General features: G+C 62.9%; 19 protein-coding genes, 1 tRNA gene and 1 pseudogene. 6 read left to right on the top strand and 15 right to left on the bottom strand.

The features are described 5' to 3' along the window. Nucleotides 1-82: 82 nt before the first annotated feature. From N5C28_RS00480 to N5C28_RS00460, 5 genes are all read right to left on the bottom strand, one after another. Nucleotides 83-769, bottom strand: coding sequence for a polysaccharide lyase family 7 protein (locus N5C28_RS00480; RefSeq protein ID WP_279818833.1), 687 nt, complete (start codon nt 767-769; stop codon nt 83-85). Between the two features lie 136 nt (nt 770-905). Beyond that, nucleotides 906-1,697 (bottom strand): ABC transporter ATP-binding protein, encoded by a 792-nt coding sequence (locus N5C28_RS00475; protein ID WP_279818830.1) that lies wholly within the window; start codon nt 1,695-1,697, stop codon nt 906-908. Between the two features lie 11 nt (nt 1,698-1,708). Then, a complete protein-coding gene (gene ntrB / locus N5C28_RS00470; protein ID WP_279818827.1) occupies nt 1,709-2,551 on the bottom strand; it encodes a nitrate ABC transporter permease in 843 nt (280 codons plus the stop codon). 13 nt (nt 2,552-2,564) lie between these two features. Then, complete coding sequence (locus tag N5C28_RS00465; protein ID WP_279818824.1) at nt 2,565-3,839, bottom strand: CmpA/NrtA family ABC transporter substrate-binding protein; 1,275 nt, start codon at nt 3,837-3,839, stop codon at nt 2,565-2,567. A gap of 396 nt (nt 3,840-4,235) precedes the next feature. Next, nucleotides 4,236-4,559 (bottom strand): transcriptional regulator, encoded by a 324-nt coding sequence (locus N5C28_RS00460; protein ID WP_279818821.1) that lies wholly within the window; start codon nt 4,557-4,559, stop codon nt 4,236-4,238. Between the two features lie 209 nt (nt 4,560-4,768). On the opposite strand from N5C28_RS00460, the gene N5C28_RS00455 reads away from it, so the two are divergent. Next, the gene (locus N5C28_RS00455) at nt 4,769-5,161 is read left to right on the top strand and encodes a hypothetical protein (RefSeq protein ID WP_279818818.1); all 393 of its coding nucleotides are present in this window, start codon (nt 4,769-4,771) and stop codon (nt 5,159-5,161) included. A 36-nt stretch (nt 5,162-5,197) separates the two neighbouring features. On the opposite strand, the gene N5C28_RS00450 is transcribed toward N5C28_RS00455, so the two are convergent. Further along, nucleotides 5,198-5,455 (bottom strand): PepSY domain-containing protein, encoded by a 258-nt coding sequence (locus N5C28_RS00450; RefSeq protein ID WP_279818816.1) that lies wholly within the window; start codon nt 5,453-5,455, stop codon nt 5,198-5,200. Nucleotides 5,456-5,554: 99 nt separating this feature from the next. Here N5C28_RS00450 and N5C28_RS00445 point away from each other — a divergent pair, with 99 nt between their 5' ends. Next, nucleotides 5,555-5,956, top strand: coding sequence for a lysozyme inhibitor LprI family protein (locus N5C28_RS00445; protein ID WP_279818813.1), 402 nt, complete (start codon nt 5,555-5,557; stop codon nt 5,954-5,956). Between the two features lie 28 nt (nt 5,957-5,984). On the opposite strand, the gene N5C28_RS00440 is transcribed toward N5C28_RS00445, so the two are convergent. From N5C28_RS00440 to N5C28_RS00425, 4 genes are all read right to left on the bottom strand, one after another. After that, nucleotides 5,985-6,215 carry a hypothetical protein gene (locus N5C28_RS00440; protein ID WP_279818810.1) on the bottom strand — a complete coding sequence of 77 codons (231 nt, stop codon included), beginning with the start codon at nt 6,213-6,215 and terminating at the stop codon, nt 5,985-5,987. Between the two features lie 44 nt (nt 6,216-6,259). Next, nucleotides 6,260-6,457 (bottom strand): hypothetical protein, encoded by a 198-nt coding sequence (locus N5C28_RS00435; protein ID WP_279818807.1) that lies wholly within the window; start codon nt 6,455-6,457, stop codon nt 6,260-6,262. A 161-nt stretch (nt 6,458-6,618) separates the two neighbouring features. Further along, nucleotides 6,619-6,816 carry a type III secretion system co-regulatory protein PtrC gene (ptrC, locus tag N5C28_RS00430; RefSeq protein ID WP_279818804.1) on the bottom strand — a complete coding sequence of 66 codons (198 nt, stop codon included), beginning with the start codon at nt 6,814-6,816 and terminating at the stop codon, nt 6,619-6,621. A 38-nt stretch (nt 6,817-6,854) separates the two neighbouring features. Then, nucleotides 6,855-6,980 carry a hypothetical protein gene (locus tag N5C28_RS00425; protein WP_279818801.1) on the bottom strand — a complete coding sequence of 42 codons (126 nt, stop codon included), beginning with the start codon at nt 6,978-6,980 and terminating at the stop codon, nt 6,855-6,857. Between the two features lie 233 nt (nt 6,981-7,213). Here N5C28_RS00425 and N5C28_RS00420 point away from each other — a divergent pair, with 233 nt between their 5' ends. Continuing rightward, complete coding sequence (locus N5C28_RS00420) at nt 7,214-7,942, top strand: amidotransferase (RefSeq protein ID WP_279818800.1); 729 nt, start codon at nt 7,214-7,216, stop codon at nt 7,940-7,942. A gap of 142 nt (nt 7,943-8,084) precedes the next feature. Here N5C28_RS00420 and N5C28_RS00415 read toward each other — a convergent pair whose 3' ends face one another. The 3 genes from N5C28_RS00415 to N5C28_RS00405 form a co-directional block, all read right to left on the bottom strand. Continuing rightward, nucleotides 8,085-9,056: a magnesium and cobalt transport protein CorA gene (locus N5C28_RS00415; RefSeq protein WP_279818798.1), complete on the bottom strand. Its 972-nt coding sequence runs from the start codon at nt 9,054-9,056 to the stop codon at nt 8,085-8,087. Between the two features lie 331 nt (nt 9,057-9,387). Then, the gene (locus N5C28_RS00410; protein WP_279818795.1) at nt 9,388-10,131 is read right to left on the bottom strand and encodes a 1-acylglycerol-3-phosphate O-acyltransferase; all 744 of its coding nucleotides are present in this window, start codon (nt 10,129-10,131) and stop codon (nt 9,388-9,390) included. A 592-nt stretch (nt 10,132-10,723) separates the two neighbouring features. Then, nucleotides 10,724-11,413, bottom strand: coding sequence for a crotonase/enoyl-CoA hydratase family protein (locus N5C28_RS00405; protein WP_279818792.1), 690 nt, complete (start codon nt 11,411-11,413; stop codon nt 10,724-10,726). Between the two features lie 179 nt (nt 11,414-11,592). Between N5C28_RS00405 and N5C28_RS00400 the strand changes: the two genes are divergently transcribed. Both N5C28_RS00400 and N5C28_RS00395 read left to right on the top strand, forming a co-directional pair. After that, nucleotides 11,593-11,832, top strand: coding sequence for a hypothetical protein (locus N5C28_RS00400; RefSeq protein ID WP_279818789.1), 240 nt, complete (start codon nt 11,593-11,595; stop codon nt 11,830-11,832). A 94-nt stretch (nt 11,833-11,926) separates the two neighbouring features. After that, nucleotides 11,927-12,016, top strand: a tRNA-Ser gene (locus N5C28_RS00395). Between the two features lie 137 nt (nt 12,017-12,153). On the opposite strand, the gene N5C28_RS00390 is transcribed toward N5C28_RS00395, so the two are convergent. Together N5C28_RS00390 and N5C28_RS00385 are read right to left on the bottom strand one after the other, a co-directional pair. After that, the gene (locus tag N5C28_RS00390; RefSeq protein WP_279818786.1) at nt 12,154-12,423 is read right to left on the bottom strand and encodes a hypothetical protein; all 270 of its coding nucleotides are present in this window, start codon (nt 12,421-12,423) and stop codon (nt 12,154-12,156) included. A 61-nt stretch (nt 12,424-12,484) separates the two neighbouring features. Continuing rightward, nucleotides 12,485-12,666 (bottom strand): annotated as a pseudogene (locus N5C28_RS00385) (DNA-binding protein). Nucleotides 12,667-12,793: 127 nt separating this feature from the next. Between N5C28_RS00385 and N5C28_RS00380 the strand changes: the two are divergent. Next, nucleotides 12,794-13,069 carry a helix-turn-helix transcriptional regulator gene (locus N5C28_RS00380; protein WP_279818782.1) on the top strand — a complete coding sequence of 92 codons (276 nt, stop codon included), beginning with the start codon at nt 12,794-12,796 and terminating at the stop codon, nt 13,067-13,069. The last annotated feature ends 57 nt before the right edge of the window (nt 13,070-13,126 follow it).

The raw sequence follows: 13,126 nt of genomic DNA, 5'->3' as shown, positions 1-13,126 counted from the left end.
GCTTCGCTTCCTGGGGCGCGGGAATGATCCACGCACCCTAGAGCACCGGCCTTAAACCAAGCTTAAGCGAAGCGGCACGACCTCAGCGGTGCACACTGTTCAGCCAGTAGAAGGTCACCCGGCCGCCCTCGGTCTTGGGACCATGGTTGTCCTGGATGTAGGCGCCGGCCTTGAAGTACAGCTGTTGCTTGCCCCAATAGCCGCTGAGCTGCTGGTAGTGCGAGCCTTCGTCCTGGCTGCTGGCGACGCTGACCCCCAGCCGGCCGCTGGGGGTGATGCGCAGGTCGTAGCCGAAGCGCTCGCCGAGCTGGATGTCCTTGGCCAGCAGGATGTTCTGCACCTTGGCATCGCCCGGGCGCTTGCGCAGCAGCAGCTCCAGCCGGCCGACGCCGCGCAGGTAGTGGTACTGCAGCTTGGCCAGGGGATCGTTGTTGCTGCCGGGCTCGTCCTTGCTGTGGATCTGGGCGATGACGATCTTGTTCTTGCTCGGCACCTGGTCGATGCGCAGCACGGCGCTCAGGTAGCTGTCGGAGCTGGCGTGGTACCAGTTGCTCAGGCTGCCGTCGGCCTGGGTTTCGCGCAGCTCGCTGCGCGGGTAGCGGGCATCGTCGGTGCGCGAGCCGTTGACCGGCACCCAGAAGGTCACGCTGCCGTCCTTGTGACGGCGGAAGTACTGGCTGCTGTAGCCGTTGTTCAGGCGGGCGGTGGTGATGGTGGTGGGTTCGGGATCGGTGGGAACCGAGAGGTTCCAGTTGCTGAGGTCGAGCACGAGCGAGTCCTTGGAGACGGAAGGCGGGAGGCGAAAAAAGCCCTCGTTCGTTTGGCATCGGCGGCGTAAGTTCAATCGGGCTGACCAGCGGACTAGAGCGGTTGCGGCCACAGCCGCAGCCGCTCCAGTGCTGGCGTTATGCCGCCGGGCGCTGCTGGCGCTGGTAGAGGAATTCCAGCACCGCGGTGCGGTAGGCGTGGTACTGCGCGTCGTTGGCCAGGGCCAGGCGATCACGGGGGCGGGCCAGGTCGACCTGAACGATATCGCCCACCGTGGCGGCCGGGCCGTTGGTCATCATCACGATGCGGTCCGACAGCAGCACTGCCTCGTCGACATCGTGGGTGACCATCACCACCGTGCTCTGGGTGGCGCCGACGATGCGCAGCAGCTCGTCCTGCAGGTGCGCACGGGTGAGGGCGTCGAGGGCGCCGAACGGCTCGTCCATCAGCAGTACCTTGGGCTCCATGGCCAGGGCCCGGGCGATGCCCACGCGCTGTTTCATGCCGCCGGAGATCTCGTTGGGGTGCTTGTGGATGGCGTGGTCCAGGCCAACCATGTGCAGCGCGGCTTCGGTGCGGGCCTTGAGCTGGGCCTTGTTTTCCTTGTCGCCGAACACCTTCTCCACCGCCAGGTGCACGTTGCCGAAGCAGGTCATCCACGGCAGCAGGCTGTGGTTCTGGAATACCACGGCGCGCTCCGGGCCCGGGCCGTCGATCTCGCGGCCATTGCAGATCAGGCCGCCCTCGCTGGCGTCGAGCAGGCCGGCGATCAGATTCAGCACCGTGGATTTGCCGCAGCCGGAGTGGCCGATCAGGCTGACGAACTCGCCACGGGCGATGCTCAGGTTGACGTCGGCCAGGGCCTGGAAGCGGCCTTTCCTGGTGTCGAAGTGCTTGGACACCTGGGTCAGTTCTACGAATTTGTCCATGGTCCGGCTCCTTAGCTGGCGTAGTCGAAGCGCTTGGCCAGCAACAACAGCAGTTGCTCCAGGGCCAGGCCGACCAGGCCGACGATGATGATGGCGATCAGGATGTGCTCGACGTTGAGGTTGTTCCATTCGTCCCACACCCAGAAGCCCAGGCCGGTGCCGCCGGTGAGCATCTCGGCGGCGACGATCACCAGCCAGGCCACGCCGATGGCCAGGCGGATGCCGGTCATCAGGTGCGGCAGTACGGCCGGGAACAGGATGCGCGTGAGCACCTTCCACTCGCTCAGCTTGAGCACGCGGGCGACGTTCAGGTAATCCTGGGGCACGCTGGCCACGCCGGCGGCGGTGTTGAGGATGATCGGCCAGATCGAGCTGATGAAGATCACCCAGATCGACGCCGGGCCGGCGGCCTCGAACACCAGCAGGCCGATCGGCAACCAGGCCAGGGGTGACACCGGACGCAGCAGGCTGATGATCGGCGAGAGCATGCCGGACAGGAAGGCGAAACGGCCGATGGAGAACCCCAGGGGGATACCGATCAACGCTGCCAGGCCGAAGCCGATGCCGACGCGGCCCAGTGAGTGCAGGATGTTCCAGCCGATGCCCATGTCGTTGGGGCCGTTGTCATAGAACGGGTCGGCGAACAGCTCCAGGGCCGCCAGCCAGGTGCTCAGCGGGCCGGGCAGGCCCTCGCTGCGGGTGGCGATCAGCGACCAGACACCGATGAACAGCACGATGCCGAGCAACGGCGGGACCACCGCCCGGGTCACGGCACGCAGGGTGTCGGCGCTGGGCAGGGCCAGGCGGGGGCGGGCGGTCGGAACCACCAGGGGTGTTTTCAATGGCGCATTCATGGCGACCTCCGGATCAGGCTTTAATCGCAAAGGACTGGGCGTAGGCGGCCGGGTCGCTGCCGTTCCACACGCTGCCGTCGATCAGCGTGCTGCTACGCAGCGAGCTGGCCGGCAGCGGGATGTTCAGGGCGCCGGCGGCTTCCTTGTAGAGGTCGACCTGGTTGACCCCGGCGGCGACGGCGGCGTAGTTCGGGTCTTCCTTGATCAGGCCCCAGCGGCGGAACTGGGTCATGAACCACATGCCGTCGGAGTGGTAGGGGAAGTTGACGTCGCCCTGCTTGTGGAAGGCCATGGCGTGGTCGTCCTTCCAGCTGTTGCCCAGGCCGTCCTCGTACTGGCTGAGGAAGCGCGGCTCGATGACCTTCACCGGCGCGTTGACGTAGGCCTTGCCGGAAATCAGCTTGGCGGTGCTCTTGCGGTTCTCGTCGCTGGCTTCGATGAAGGCACTGGCTTCGAGGATCGACATGATCAACGCACGGGCGGCGTTGGGGTTCTGTTCGATGAAGGCGCGGGTGGCGCCCAGCACCTTTTCCGGGTGGTCCGGCCAGATCTGCTGGGTGGTGACGGCGGTGAAGCCGATCTTGTCGGCAATCGCCCGGGCGCCCCAGGGCTCGCCCACGCAGAAGCCGTCCATGTTGCCGACGCGCATGTTGGCGACCATCTGCGGTGGCGGTACCACGATGGTCTTCACATCGGTCTGCGGGTTGATGCCGAGGCTGGCCAGCCAGTAGTACAGCCACATGGCGTGGGTGCCGGTGGGGAAGGTCTGGGCAAAGGTCAGCGGCGTGCCGCCTTTCTTCACGTGCGCGGCCAGTTGCTCGCCGGTGGTGACGCCGGCTTCGCGCAACTGCTTGGAGAGGGTGATGGCCTGACCGTTCTGATTCAGGCCCATCAGCACCGCCATGTCGGTCTGCGGCCCGGCGATGCCCAGCTGTGCGCCGTACATCATGCCGTACAGCACGTGGGCGGCATCCAGCTCGCCGGTATTGAGCTTGTCGCGCACCCCGGCCCAGGAGGCTTCCTTGCTCGGGGTGATGGTCAGCCCGTATTTCTCGCCGAAGCCCTGGGTGGCGGCGACCACCACCGAGGCGCAGTCGGTGAGGGGAATGAAGCCGACTTTCAGGACGGCTTTCTCCGGGGCATCCGAACCGGCGGCCCAGGCCACGCTGCGCAGGCTGGAGGGGGCGGCCAGGCTCAGGGCGGCGACACCGCCGGCCACGGCGATGGAGTTCTTCAGGAAATCACGGCGGCTGGGATGAGCAGGGAGCTTCGAATCACGATCAGTCATGGGGCTGTCCTTTATTGGCCGAATCAACGGCTGAAATAAAAAACGGCGCACGTCAGACCACCCCGATGGGAGTAAGGAAGTCTGACGGACGCCGTTGTCCGTGATCCGCGGCTCACCGCCGTTGGTGGGCTGCGCAGGAATCTTGAGAAGGGAATTGCAAAGGCCTTGCCAGGTTTGTTCGTGCCTGGGTGCAGGCCGCGCTCACCGCGCACCACCAGCAGCCAGGGCTGGGGTACGAGGCCAGTCAAATCAACTGCTTAGAGCGTAGGCGGGCGTGTGGGGCGGGAGCGTCGTGGCGGACACGCCTGGCACAGGTTCGGGACTTTCCTGAGCCAATGGCGTGCACGCCCGGGGCGGGCTGAACGGTTTTGGTTCGGTTTGTTGCGAGGCGTGCGCCTATTTCACGCGCTGGGCCGGCTGGATGTGCGCTTCCTCGACGAACTCCTTGAGCCAGCGCAGTACCTCCACGGCGTTCCAGCGGGCAGGGTCGAACAGGGCATAGGCCAGGCCCTGGTAGCCGACCACGTCCAGCTGCTTGTGGTAGCCGGCGCGCTGCAGCAGGGCTTCGATCTCGGCGAAGCAGGTGTTGAAGTGAATGCGCGAAAAGGGCGTCTTGCCCTCGGTGACGATGCCTTCCAGATGCAGTTCCTCGACCATGGCCTGGACCTTCTCCAGCGGCATGCGGTTGATCCGGTGTTTCAGTTGCAGTACGTCCAGCATCGCTTTGCTCCCGATAGTGGCGGCGGATAGGCCCGGTTCCATGCGATGTCCGGGCTGGCGGATGACAGGAACAAGGGTAATCCAAAAATACTGTACAAATAAACAGTATTCGATAATAGTAAGCCCATCGCGTACGACAACTCACTCAATCACACCGGTCGGCAGACCACGCCACCGTCACCGGGCGGACCGCAGAGGAGCCAGTAGCAATGCAACAGATCATCATGACAATTGTGCTGTTGGCCCTGCTCGGCGGCTGCGCCCAACCCCAGGTCGAACAGCCGCGTGCCAATGGCACCTACCTGGTCATCGACAATGGCCAGGCCTGGGCGGTCATGGTCTCCAACGGCAAGCGCGTCGAGGAATCGGGGCGGGTGGTGGATGTGATCAAGCTGCCCAGCCGGCATTCGGCCGTGGCGGCGAGTTACGTGATCGAGACGCCCAATTGCGGGCGGGTGCAGTGGCTGACCGAGCGCCATGATGCGGCGGACGGTGCGACCACCCTGATGTCGCTGCACTACAACAAGCAGCTGGATGAAGCCGGGTGCATCATCGGGGAAGGGCTGAGCCGGGTCTGGACGGTGCTGGATTATTCGAGCTGATGCGGGCACACGGGGCCCGCACCGCGTCAGGTTGCGTCAGTCGTCGAGCTGGTCGCGGGTGACCTGCCCGGATTTGCCATCGATACGGAACTCATAGAGCTTTCCATCCTGTTTCAGGCCTTCGCCTTCCCAGTAGCCGTTGTCGTCCGCTTCGATCTTGTGGACTTGGGTGTAGCCGCTGGCCTTGGCCTTGCCCAGTGCGTCTTCGATGCTGATCCAGTCAGCGCCGGGCCGGTCGGCCAGGGCAATTCCGGTTGTCAGCAGGCAGGCAGCAAATAGAGCAGTCTTGGTCATCGGTAAACTCCTTCACCTGTTTAGGGTCTGTTTCTTCGCGCACAGGCGCTTATCCAGTGTAGTCGCACCACCGTGCCCCAACTGAAAAAGGAGACCCCCATGCAACCTGCACCGCTCATGCTGGTATCTGCTGCACTCCTGCTCGCTACGCCGGTGGTCTGGGCGGCGGACTGCAGCGAGGCGGCCAACCAGGCCAGCCTCAACCAATGCATCGCCGAAAACCATGCCGCCCAGGACAAGCGCCTGAACCAAGTGTACGGCGAATACCGTGCACGCCTGTCGGCTTCGCAGAAGCAACAGCTCAAGGCCGCGCAACGGGCCTGGATGGAGTTTCGGGATCGTTCCTGCGCGTTCGAGGTGTCGGCTGCCCAGGGCGGCTCGGCCTACCCAATGGCGCTCAAGGGCTGCCTGGCAGCGAAGACCGCTACCCGAGTCGAAGAATTGCAGCGTCTCGCCAGTTGCGCGGAAGGCGATCTGGCGTGCCCGGCGCCTGCTCGCTGACGGGTTGCGAGCCTGTCAGCCGAGCGTTTCAGCCGAGCAGGAAGGGGCCGGACAGGCCCGGGTCGTCATGGCAGGGCGGGAAGCCGATCAGCTTCTTCAGCGATTCGCCCACCTCGATGCTGCGCGCCATGTTCGAGTTGCACTCGAGGTTGCGGGCCAAGGCGCCGGCGGAGCCGTGGTTCAGGCCGAGCAGGGTGAAGCCATTGGTCATCACGGCCAGTGCGGCAACGACCAGCAAGTTGGGATTGTGCAGTTTCATGATGGGTCTAACCGGATGAAAAATTGGGGTGGATCCTTGAGTCCTCAGCTTTGCAGCAGGGCCATGGCTACTTGGGTGATGTGTTGGACGGCCGGAGTGGGCATGCTCGCCGTCTGCGTGCGCGGAGCGGCGGTGTAGCTCATGCTCATGCTCAGGGTCAGCAGCGGGATGGCGATCATCAGGTACAGCCCGATGCCGGCCAGAGCGCCATTGCGTGCGTACTTGATGGTCAGGCGGTGCATATCCGTTCTCCGGTAGTGGTGTGTGGAGCGCAGTCTGTAGTTAATTGAATCGATTTAAAAACGCATAAATCGACATAAATAAATCTATTAAATCGATAGGTTTGCCGTCAGCCGTCCACGGGAAAACGGCCTCAAGGGCGCCGGTGGACCGGGCTAGGCGTTCAGCACGCCTGGCGGCCGCACACCAGCTGTTGAATCGCCTGGCGCTCACTCAACTGCGTGGGCATCTTCAGGGTGGTCAGCGTGCCGTCGGTCAAATGAATGGCCAGTTCGGATTCGAAGTGGATGCCGCTGTCGTCGATCGACGCATAGGTGACGCCATAGACGTTCTGGTCGGCGATGGATTTGATGGCATTCATGTCGGTTCTCCTTGCAGGGCTGCCGGGCAGCGCGTGGCTTATTTGCGGGATTGGCTGGCGGCTGCTTTCTGGCGTTTTTCCGCGACCTTCTGGCTGTCGGCCGGTGCAGGGCTGGCAAAGGCGGAGGCGGCGATCAGGCTGGCGACGGCGGCGAAACGGTTCATGGCGAATTCCTTCTGTCAGGTGGGGGATGGAAATCCCGATGGACAGATAATCGCTGCGCTTGGGTATTGACAGAAGTGAATGGAACTTATGGTGACTATCGAGCGCGCTGATACTTGTCGTGGCAGCTGGTCGCCTTCGTGCGGCGCCTCGCTTCCAGCCTCTTGCCATGCCGCGGCGGGCAAGGCAGGCTGCTCACCGTACCCACTACCGCTGCGTTTCAGGTAACCGCCCCATGCCGCTGCAGATCTGCATTCTGGAAACAGACATTCTCCGCCCCGAACTGGTCGACCAATACCAAGGCTACGGCCGCATGTTCGAGCGCCTGTTCGCCAACCAGCCGCTCGCTGCCGAATTCGTCGTCTACAACGTCATGGAGGGCAACTACCCGCCAGACAGCGAGCGCTATGACGCCTACCTGGTCACCGGCAGCAAGGCCGATTCCTTCGGGACCGACCCGTGGATCGCCACGCTCAAGACCTACCTGCTGGACCGTTATGCCCGCGGCGACAAACTGCTGGGTGTGTGCTTCGGCCACCAGTTGCTGGCGCTGCTGCTGGGCGGCAACACCGAGCGTGCCACCCAGGGCTGGGGTGTGGGCATCCACCGCTACCAGATGGCGCACAAGCCGGCCTGGATGAGCCCGGCACTGGACGACCTGACGCTGCTGATCAGCCACCAGGACCAGGTCACCAAATTGCCGGAGAACGCCACGCTGCTGGCCTCCAGCGAATTCTGCCCGATCGCCGCCTACTGCATCGACGACCAGGTTCTGTGCTTCCAGGGCCACCCGGAATTCATCCACGACTATTCCCGTGCCCTGCTGGACATCCGCCAGCAGCACATCGGCGAGTCGATATATCGCCAGGGCGTCGACAGCCTGCAGCACGACCACCAGGGCCACACCGTGGCCGAGTGGATGATGCGCTTCGTGGCCCACGGCCGTTCCGGCGAAACCGCCTGAGGCGTACAGCCGACATGAAAAGCCCCGCTTATGCGGGGCTTTTTTGTGGGCACTGTTTCAGGGTGGGTTCAGGGATGCAGGGCCGTCGGCAGTTGTCGCGGCTGAAGCCCCTCCCACAGGGAGCGGCGCTCCGGCGTGTCGCTTACAACCAGCCGTAGTGTTTGAAGCTGGCGTACAGGCCCACGCAGCCGGTGGTGATGATGCCGAGCACGGCGAAGTAGCCGTACTGCCAGGTCAGTTCCGGCATGTTCTGGAAGTTCATCCCGTAGATCCCGGCCACGGCCGTGGGGAAGGCGAGGATGGCCGCCCAGGCGGCGAACTTGCGCTGCGTATTGCTCTGGCGTGACGACTCCAGCAGCAGGCCGATCTCGATGGCGTGGTCGGCCATTTCGCGCAGGGCGGTGAGGTCCTCCAGCAGCCGGTTGACGTGAATCGCCACGTCGCGGAAGTACGGCCGCATGTTCTTGTCGATAAAGGGGAAGTCCAGGCGCTGCAGCTCCTGGCAGATCTCCGCCAGCGGCCCGATGTAGCGACGCAGCCGCAGCAGGTCACGGCGCAGGCCCTGGATGCGCTCGGCATCCGCCTGGGTCAGCGGGCGGGTAAGGACGTCCTGCTCGACGCTTTCCAGCTCGGCGTAGTACTCATCCATCAGCGGCCGGTAGTTCTCGATCACGAAGGCCAGCAACGCGTACAGCACGAAGTCTTCGCCGTGCTCCAGCAGCAGTGGGCGGGCCTCGCAGCGCTGGCGCACCTGGGAGTAGGGCGCCGATTCGCCGTAGCGGGCGCTGATGATGTAGCCATTGCCGGCGAACAGCTGGGTCTCGACGAAGGCCAGCTCGCCGTCGAGCTTGATCGGCGAATAGAGCACCAGGAACAGCGCATCGCCAAAGGTCTCCAGTTTGGGCCGGGTATGGCGCACCAGCGCATCCTCCAGCGCCAGCTCGTGCAGGTCGTACTGGCGCTGCAGGTTGGTCAGCTCTTCCGTGCCCGGGTCGTGCAGGCCGATCCACACGAAATGCCCGGGTTTCTTCGACCACTCCTTGCCTTCGTCCAGCTGGATATCGGTGACTTTCTTGCCTTGGGCGTAAACAGCGGCAGCGACGACATGACCCATGGTGGGTTCCTTCTTCTGATCGACTCGGGAGCGCAGCGGCACCCTGTAGCTCAGAGTGTCGTTGCAGGCGGCGAGTTCTTCCAGAGGTGCGGCTGTTTTGGCCGTCTACGCGGCGAGTAATGGCCAGGTCGTAGTGTGGATCACGCTTCACCGATCCACCACTGGCGCGTGGTGATGGCAGGGTGGAGGCGAAGAGCGACATCCACCCTGCGGCGGTACGGCAAGCGCTCGCGGGCAAGTCCGCTCCAACAGAGGCAGTTGTCTTGCGGAGATCGCGCAGCGCCTGGATCAAGGCGCCGCACGCGGTGGAGGTGATTACAGCCTGGCGGGGTCAGGCCACGGACGGGACGCCGTAGGCCTCGGCCAGCTCCTGGTCCATGGTGCTGATGCACTGCTGCATCTGCGCCTGGCACTCTTCGATCAGGCGCGGCATGTCGTCCAGGGTCAGCCCGGCGGTGGGAATGGCTGGCAGCGAGCGAATCATCACATTGCCGCTGTTCCAACGATTCAGGCGGATGCGCCGGGTATAGTTGCTGACGCACACCGGAATGATCGGTACGCCGGCGGCGATCGCCATCTGGAATGCCCCTTTCTTGAACGGCAGCAGCTCGTCGCTGGGGTTGCGCGTGCCTTCAGGGAAGACCCAGATCGAGGTGTCCTTGTTGCGCAGGGTGTCGGTGGTGGTCAGCATCGACTGCTTGGCGCGCTTGGCATTGCCGCGGTCGATCAGCACGTTACCCGCCAGCCAGTAGAGCTGGCCGAAGAACGGCACCCACTTCAGGCTCTTCTTGCCGATGCTCACCGTGCGGTGCGGTACCACACGACCCAGCACATACAGGTCGTAGTTGGACTGGTGGTTGGCCACGATCACGCAGCTGCGCTCGTGCTCCAGCAGCGGCTTGACGTCGGTCTTCAGGTTCAGGCGCAGCAGCCACAACCCGGGGAGCGAGTAGAGGCGGGCGCACAGCCGGCTGTTGTCCGGGTTGAAGGGACGGCACAAGCCCAGCAGCAAGCCGAGAGTGCCAGCAATGACGAAGTGCACCGCCATGGCCAACATGCGCAAGAGGAAAAGCATCTGGTACGCCCGTCATAGACAAAAAGGCGCGCAGTGTACGGGTGTGCACTCTCGGCGGCAATCGCCGCCGATCAGCGTCGTTTATCAAAAAATGTCCGGACATTTCAGGCGTTTGACGGCGCTAGGTCGCACCATGATCCAAAGCCCTGCCATTCCACAGATTCCCACCCCACGGACCCGTAGCTTGGATCGAGCAAAGCGACACCCGAGAGCGTCACCACAACCACCCCGTGAGGCGCCACACCGTGTAGGAGCGGCCTTGGCCGCGAGCTCTGGCTGTCTGCTTCTATGCCGCATCCCGGAAAAGCTCGCGGGCAAGCCCGCTCCTACGTGGGATGTGAAGAGCGTACAGCCTGTAGCCTGGGTCGAGCGAAGCGACACCCGGGAGCGTCATCACAACCACCCCGTGAGGCGCCACACCTGTAGGAGGGGCTTTAGCCGCGAGCTCTGGCTGTCTGCTTCTATGCCGCTTCCCGGAAAAGCTCGCGGGCAAGCCCGCTCCTACATAAAGGGTGCATAAACGAAAACGCCCGATGCAATGCACAGGGCGTTTCGGATGTAGCAGCTTGCCCCAAGCGAGGCAGCAGGGCGGTCAGACGGCGTGCTGCTTATCCAGCTCGATGGCTGCGTCCAGGGTCTCGAGTAGCGCCTTGCGCACCTTCAACTTGGTGTTCTTGTGCGCGCTCGGGTTGATCTTCTTCATCTGCTGCGCCACGGCCAGGGCGGTCGGCATCAGTTGTTCGGCCGGCACCACCTTGTCCAGGAAGCCGGCATCCACCGCGCTTTGCGGATCGAACATCTCGCCGTTGATCACCGAACGGTGGAAGGCCGACTTGCGCAGGCGGTCGCGGGCCAGCTCGATGCCCACGTGGTGCATGGTCATGCCGATCTGCACCTCGTTCAGGCCGATGCTGAACGGGCCGTCCACGCCGATGCGGTAGTCGCTCGACAACAGAATGAAGGCGCCCTTGGCCACGGCGTGGCCGGGGCAGGCGACGATGATCGGTTGTGGGTGAGACAGCATGCGGCGCGCCAGGGTCGAGCCGGCCGCCACCAGGTTGATCGCGTTCTGCGCGCTGGAGGTCATCACCTTCAGGTCATAACCACCGGACAGGATGCCCGGCTGGCCGGTGATGATCACGACCGCGCGGTCCTTCTCGGCCTGGTCCAGCGCCGCATTGAAGGCGGCGATCACATCGGGGGAAATCGCGTTCACCTTGCCGTTGCTGAGGGTCAGGGTGGCGATGCCATCTTCGAATTGGTAGCTGATCAGGTCGCTCATGGCGGACTCCTTGTTCTGAAGTGGAGCAGACGTTACCCACCCGCAACCCCCAGGTAAAGCGCCGTGACTGACCGGTGGGTCAGGCAAACCCGCGCCGACTATCGCCCTGATCGGCATCGTCTATTGGTCGTTCCGCCTGTCGGCGCAGTAGCGTAGCCCCCTAACGAAAGGGGAAGACCATGCACCGTAATGAAACGTGGGCCATCAGCTTGCGGGCAGGGCTGGCGGCTCTGTTGATCGCCGCCCTGGTCGGTCTGGCCAGCCACGCCCACAGCCAGAGCCCGGAAGGCGTGCTCGGCGTATTCGGCTTCAGCTTGTTCGCCTCGCTGGGCTTCCTGCTGTTCGGCCAGCGCCGCTTCGACGCCAGCCCCTCACGCACGGCGCCCGCCAACCCACCCGATGGCCAGCGAAACGCTTAAGCGCATGAATCTTTTGAAAAAAACGTTTGCCTTTGGAAAAGTGTTCGGCTAGATTAGCGCGCCTCGACAGACAGTACGCTGAATGACGAGATCCGGTGAAGTGTCCGAGCGGTTGAAGGAGCACGCCTGGAAAGTGTGTATACGAGAAATCGTATCAAGAGTTCGAATCTCTTCTTCACCGCCACTTTCGCAAAACCCCTGATGGCTCAGCCTCAGGGGTTTTTTGCTTTTCTGGTGCAGCAAAAGCCAGAAAAGCATGCGCCCACCTTATAAAGCTTCGCCTGCCCGCATCTCCGGTTACCCCTCCGACAGCACGTCGCGCTAGCGACGCTTGTGTCCATAGCTGCCGTGCCGCTTGAGCACCACCAGCGAACGGATATCACCCCAGAACACCTCCTCGGGAAAGGCCTGCTCACCGGCCATATCCAGCACCATAAAATGCGGGTGCCGATACACCCCCTCCAGCGGCAACACCACGCCGACAATCACCGCGCACTGCCAAATCGACCTGGGCTCATCCTCAAGCGTCAGCTCCAAGAGCACCCGCTTACCCAGAAGCGCTACGGCGCTGGGTGCATCGAAATCGGCCATACCTGTCTCCTTGGTAGCCTATGGTTTATCTAGAACGCGCCTAGCGCGCTTAATACTGCTGTCAGCAGGGCGTATTAGCCATGCGGCGCTTGCCGAGGTTTACAGAGTGGGTGCCACGCCTTTCATGGCCCAGGCACGGGCGGTGCCATAGGTGAGGCCGTTGCGCTCAGTCCACGATTCGACGGTTTCAACGTCCTGTTGCGGGCCTATCAGATTCGAAGGTTCCAGCTCTTCCAGTTCCATGCTCGTTCCGTCACTATTCCTGTCAATGCCAGCTATTCAGCATTGAGCTATTCAAAATGGATAGCCTTAAGGCGGATAATGCCATTGTTGATCCATATTGGATATGTCAACTATAGAACAAGTGGCTATGATTAAAGAGCGAGTTATAACTATTTTGAAAGGCTCCGGAATTCGGCTTCCTGAGCTGGAGGAGCGCACTGGCATCAGTCGCTACACCTGGAACAACCTCAAGAACACAGCGAGAAAGCGCGAAATTAAAGCAGAGGAGATCGAAGCTATCGTTAAGCTCTTTCCTCAATATGCCTTGTGGGTGGTCAGTGGCAACGTAGCACCAGAAGCAGGGCAGACAAGCCCCGAATACGATCAGGTCAATTCAAATTTGCCCAATAAAAACGCGGGATAGCGATTACAGCGGAAGTGGCTAGGCGTTGGTATTCCCGGCTGAGGACTTAAGTATTTT

Origin of the sequence: Pseudomonas sp. GD03944, from assembly GCF_029839275.1 — a bacterium.
Lineage (GTDB): Bacteria > Pseudomonadota > Gammaproteobacteria > Pseudomonadales > Pseudomonadaceae > Aquipseudomonas.
This window is presented reverse-complemented; position numbering and strand designations above follow the sequence as displayed.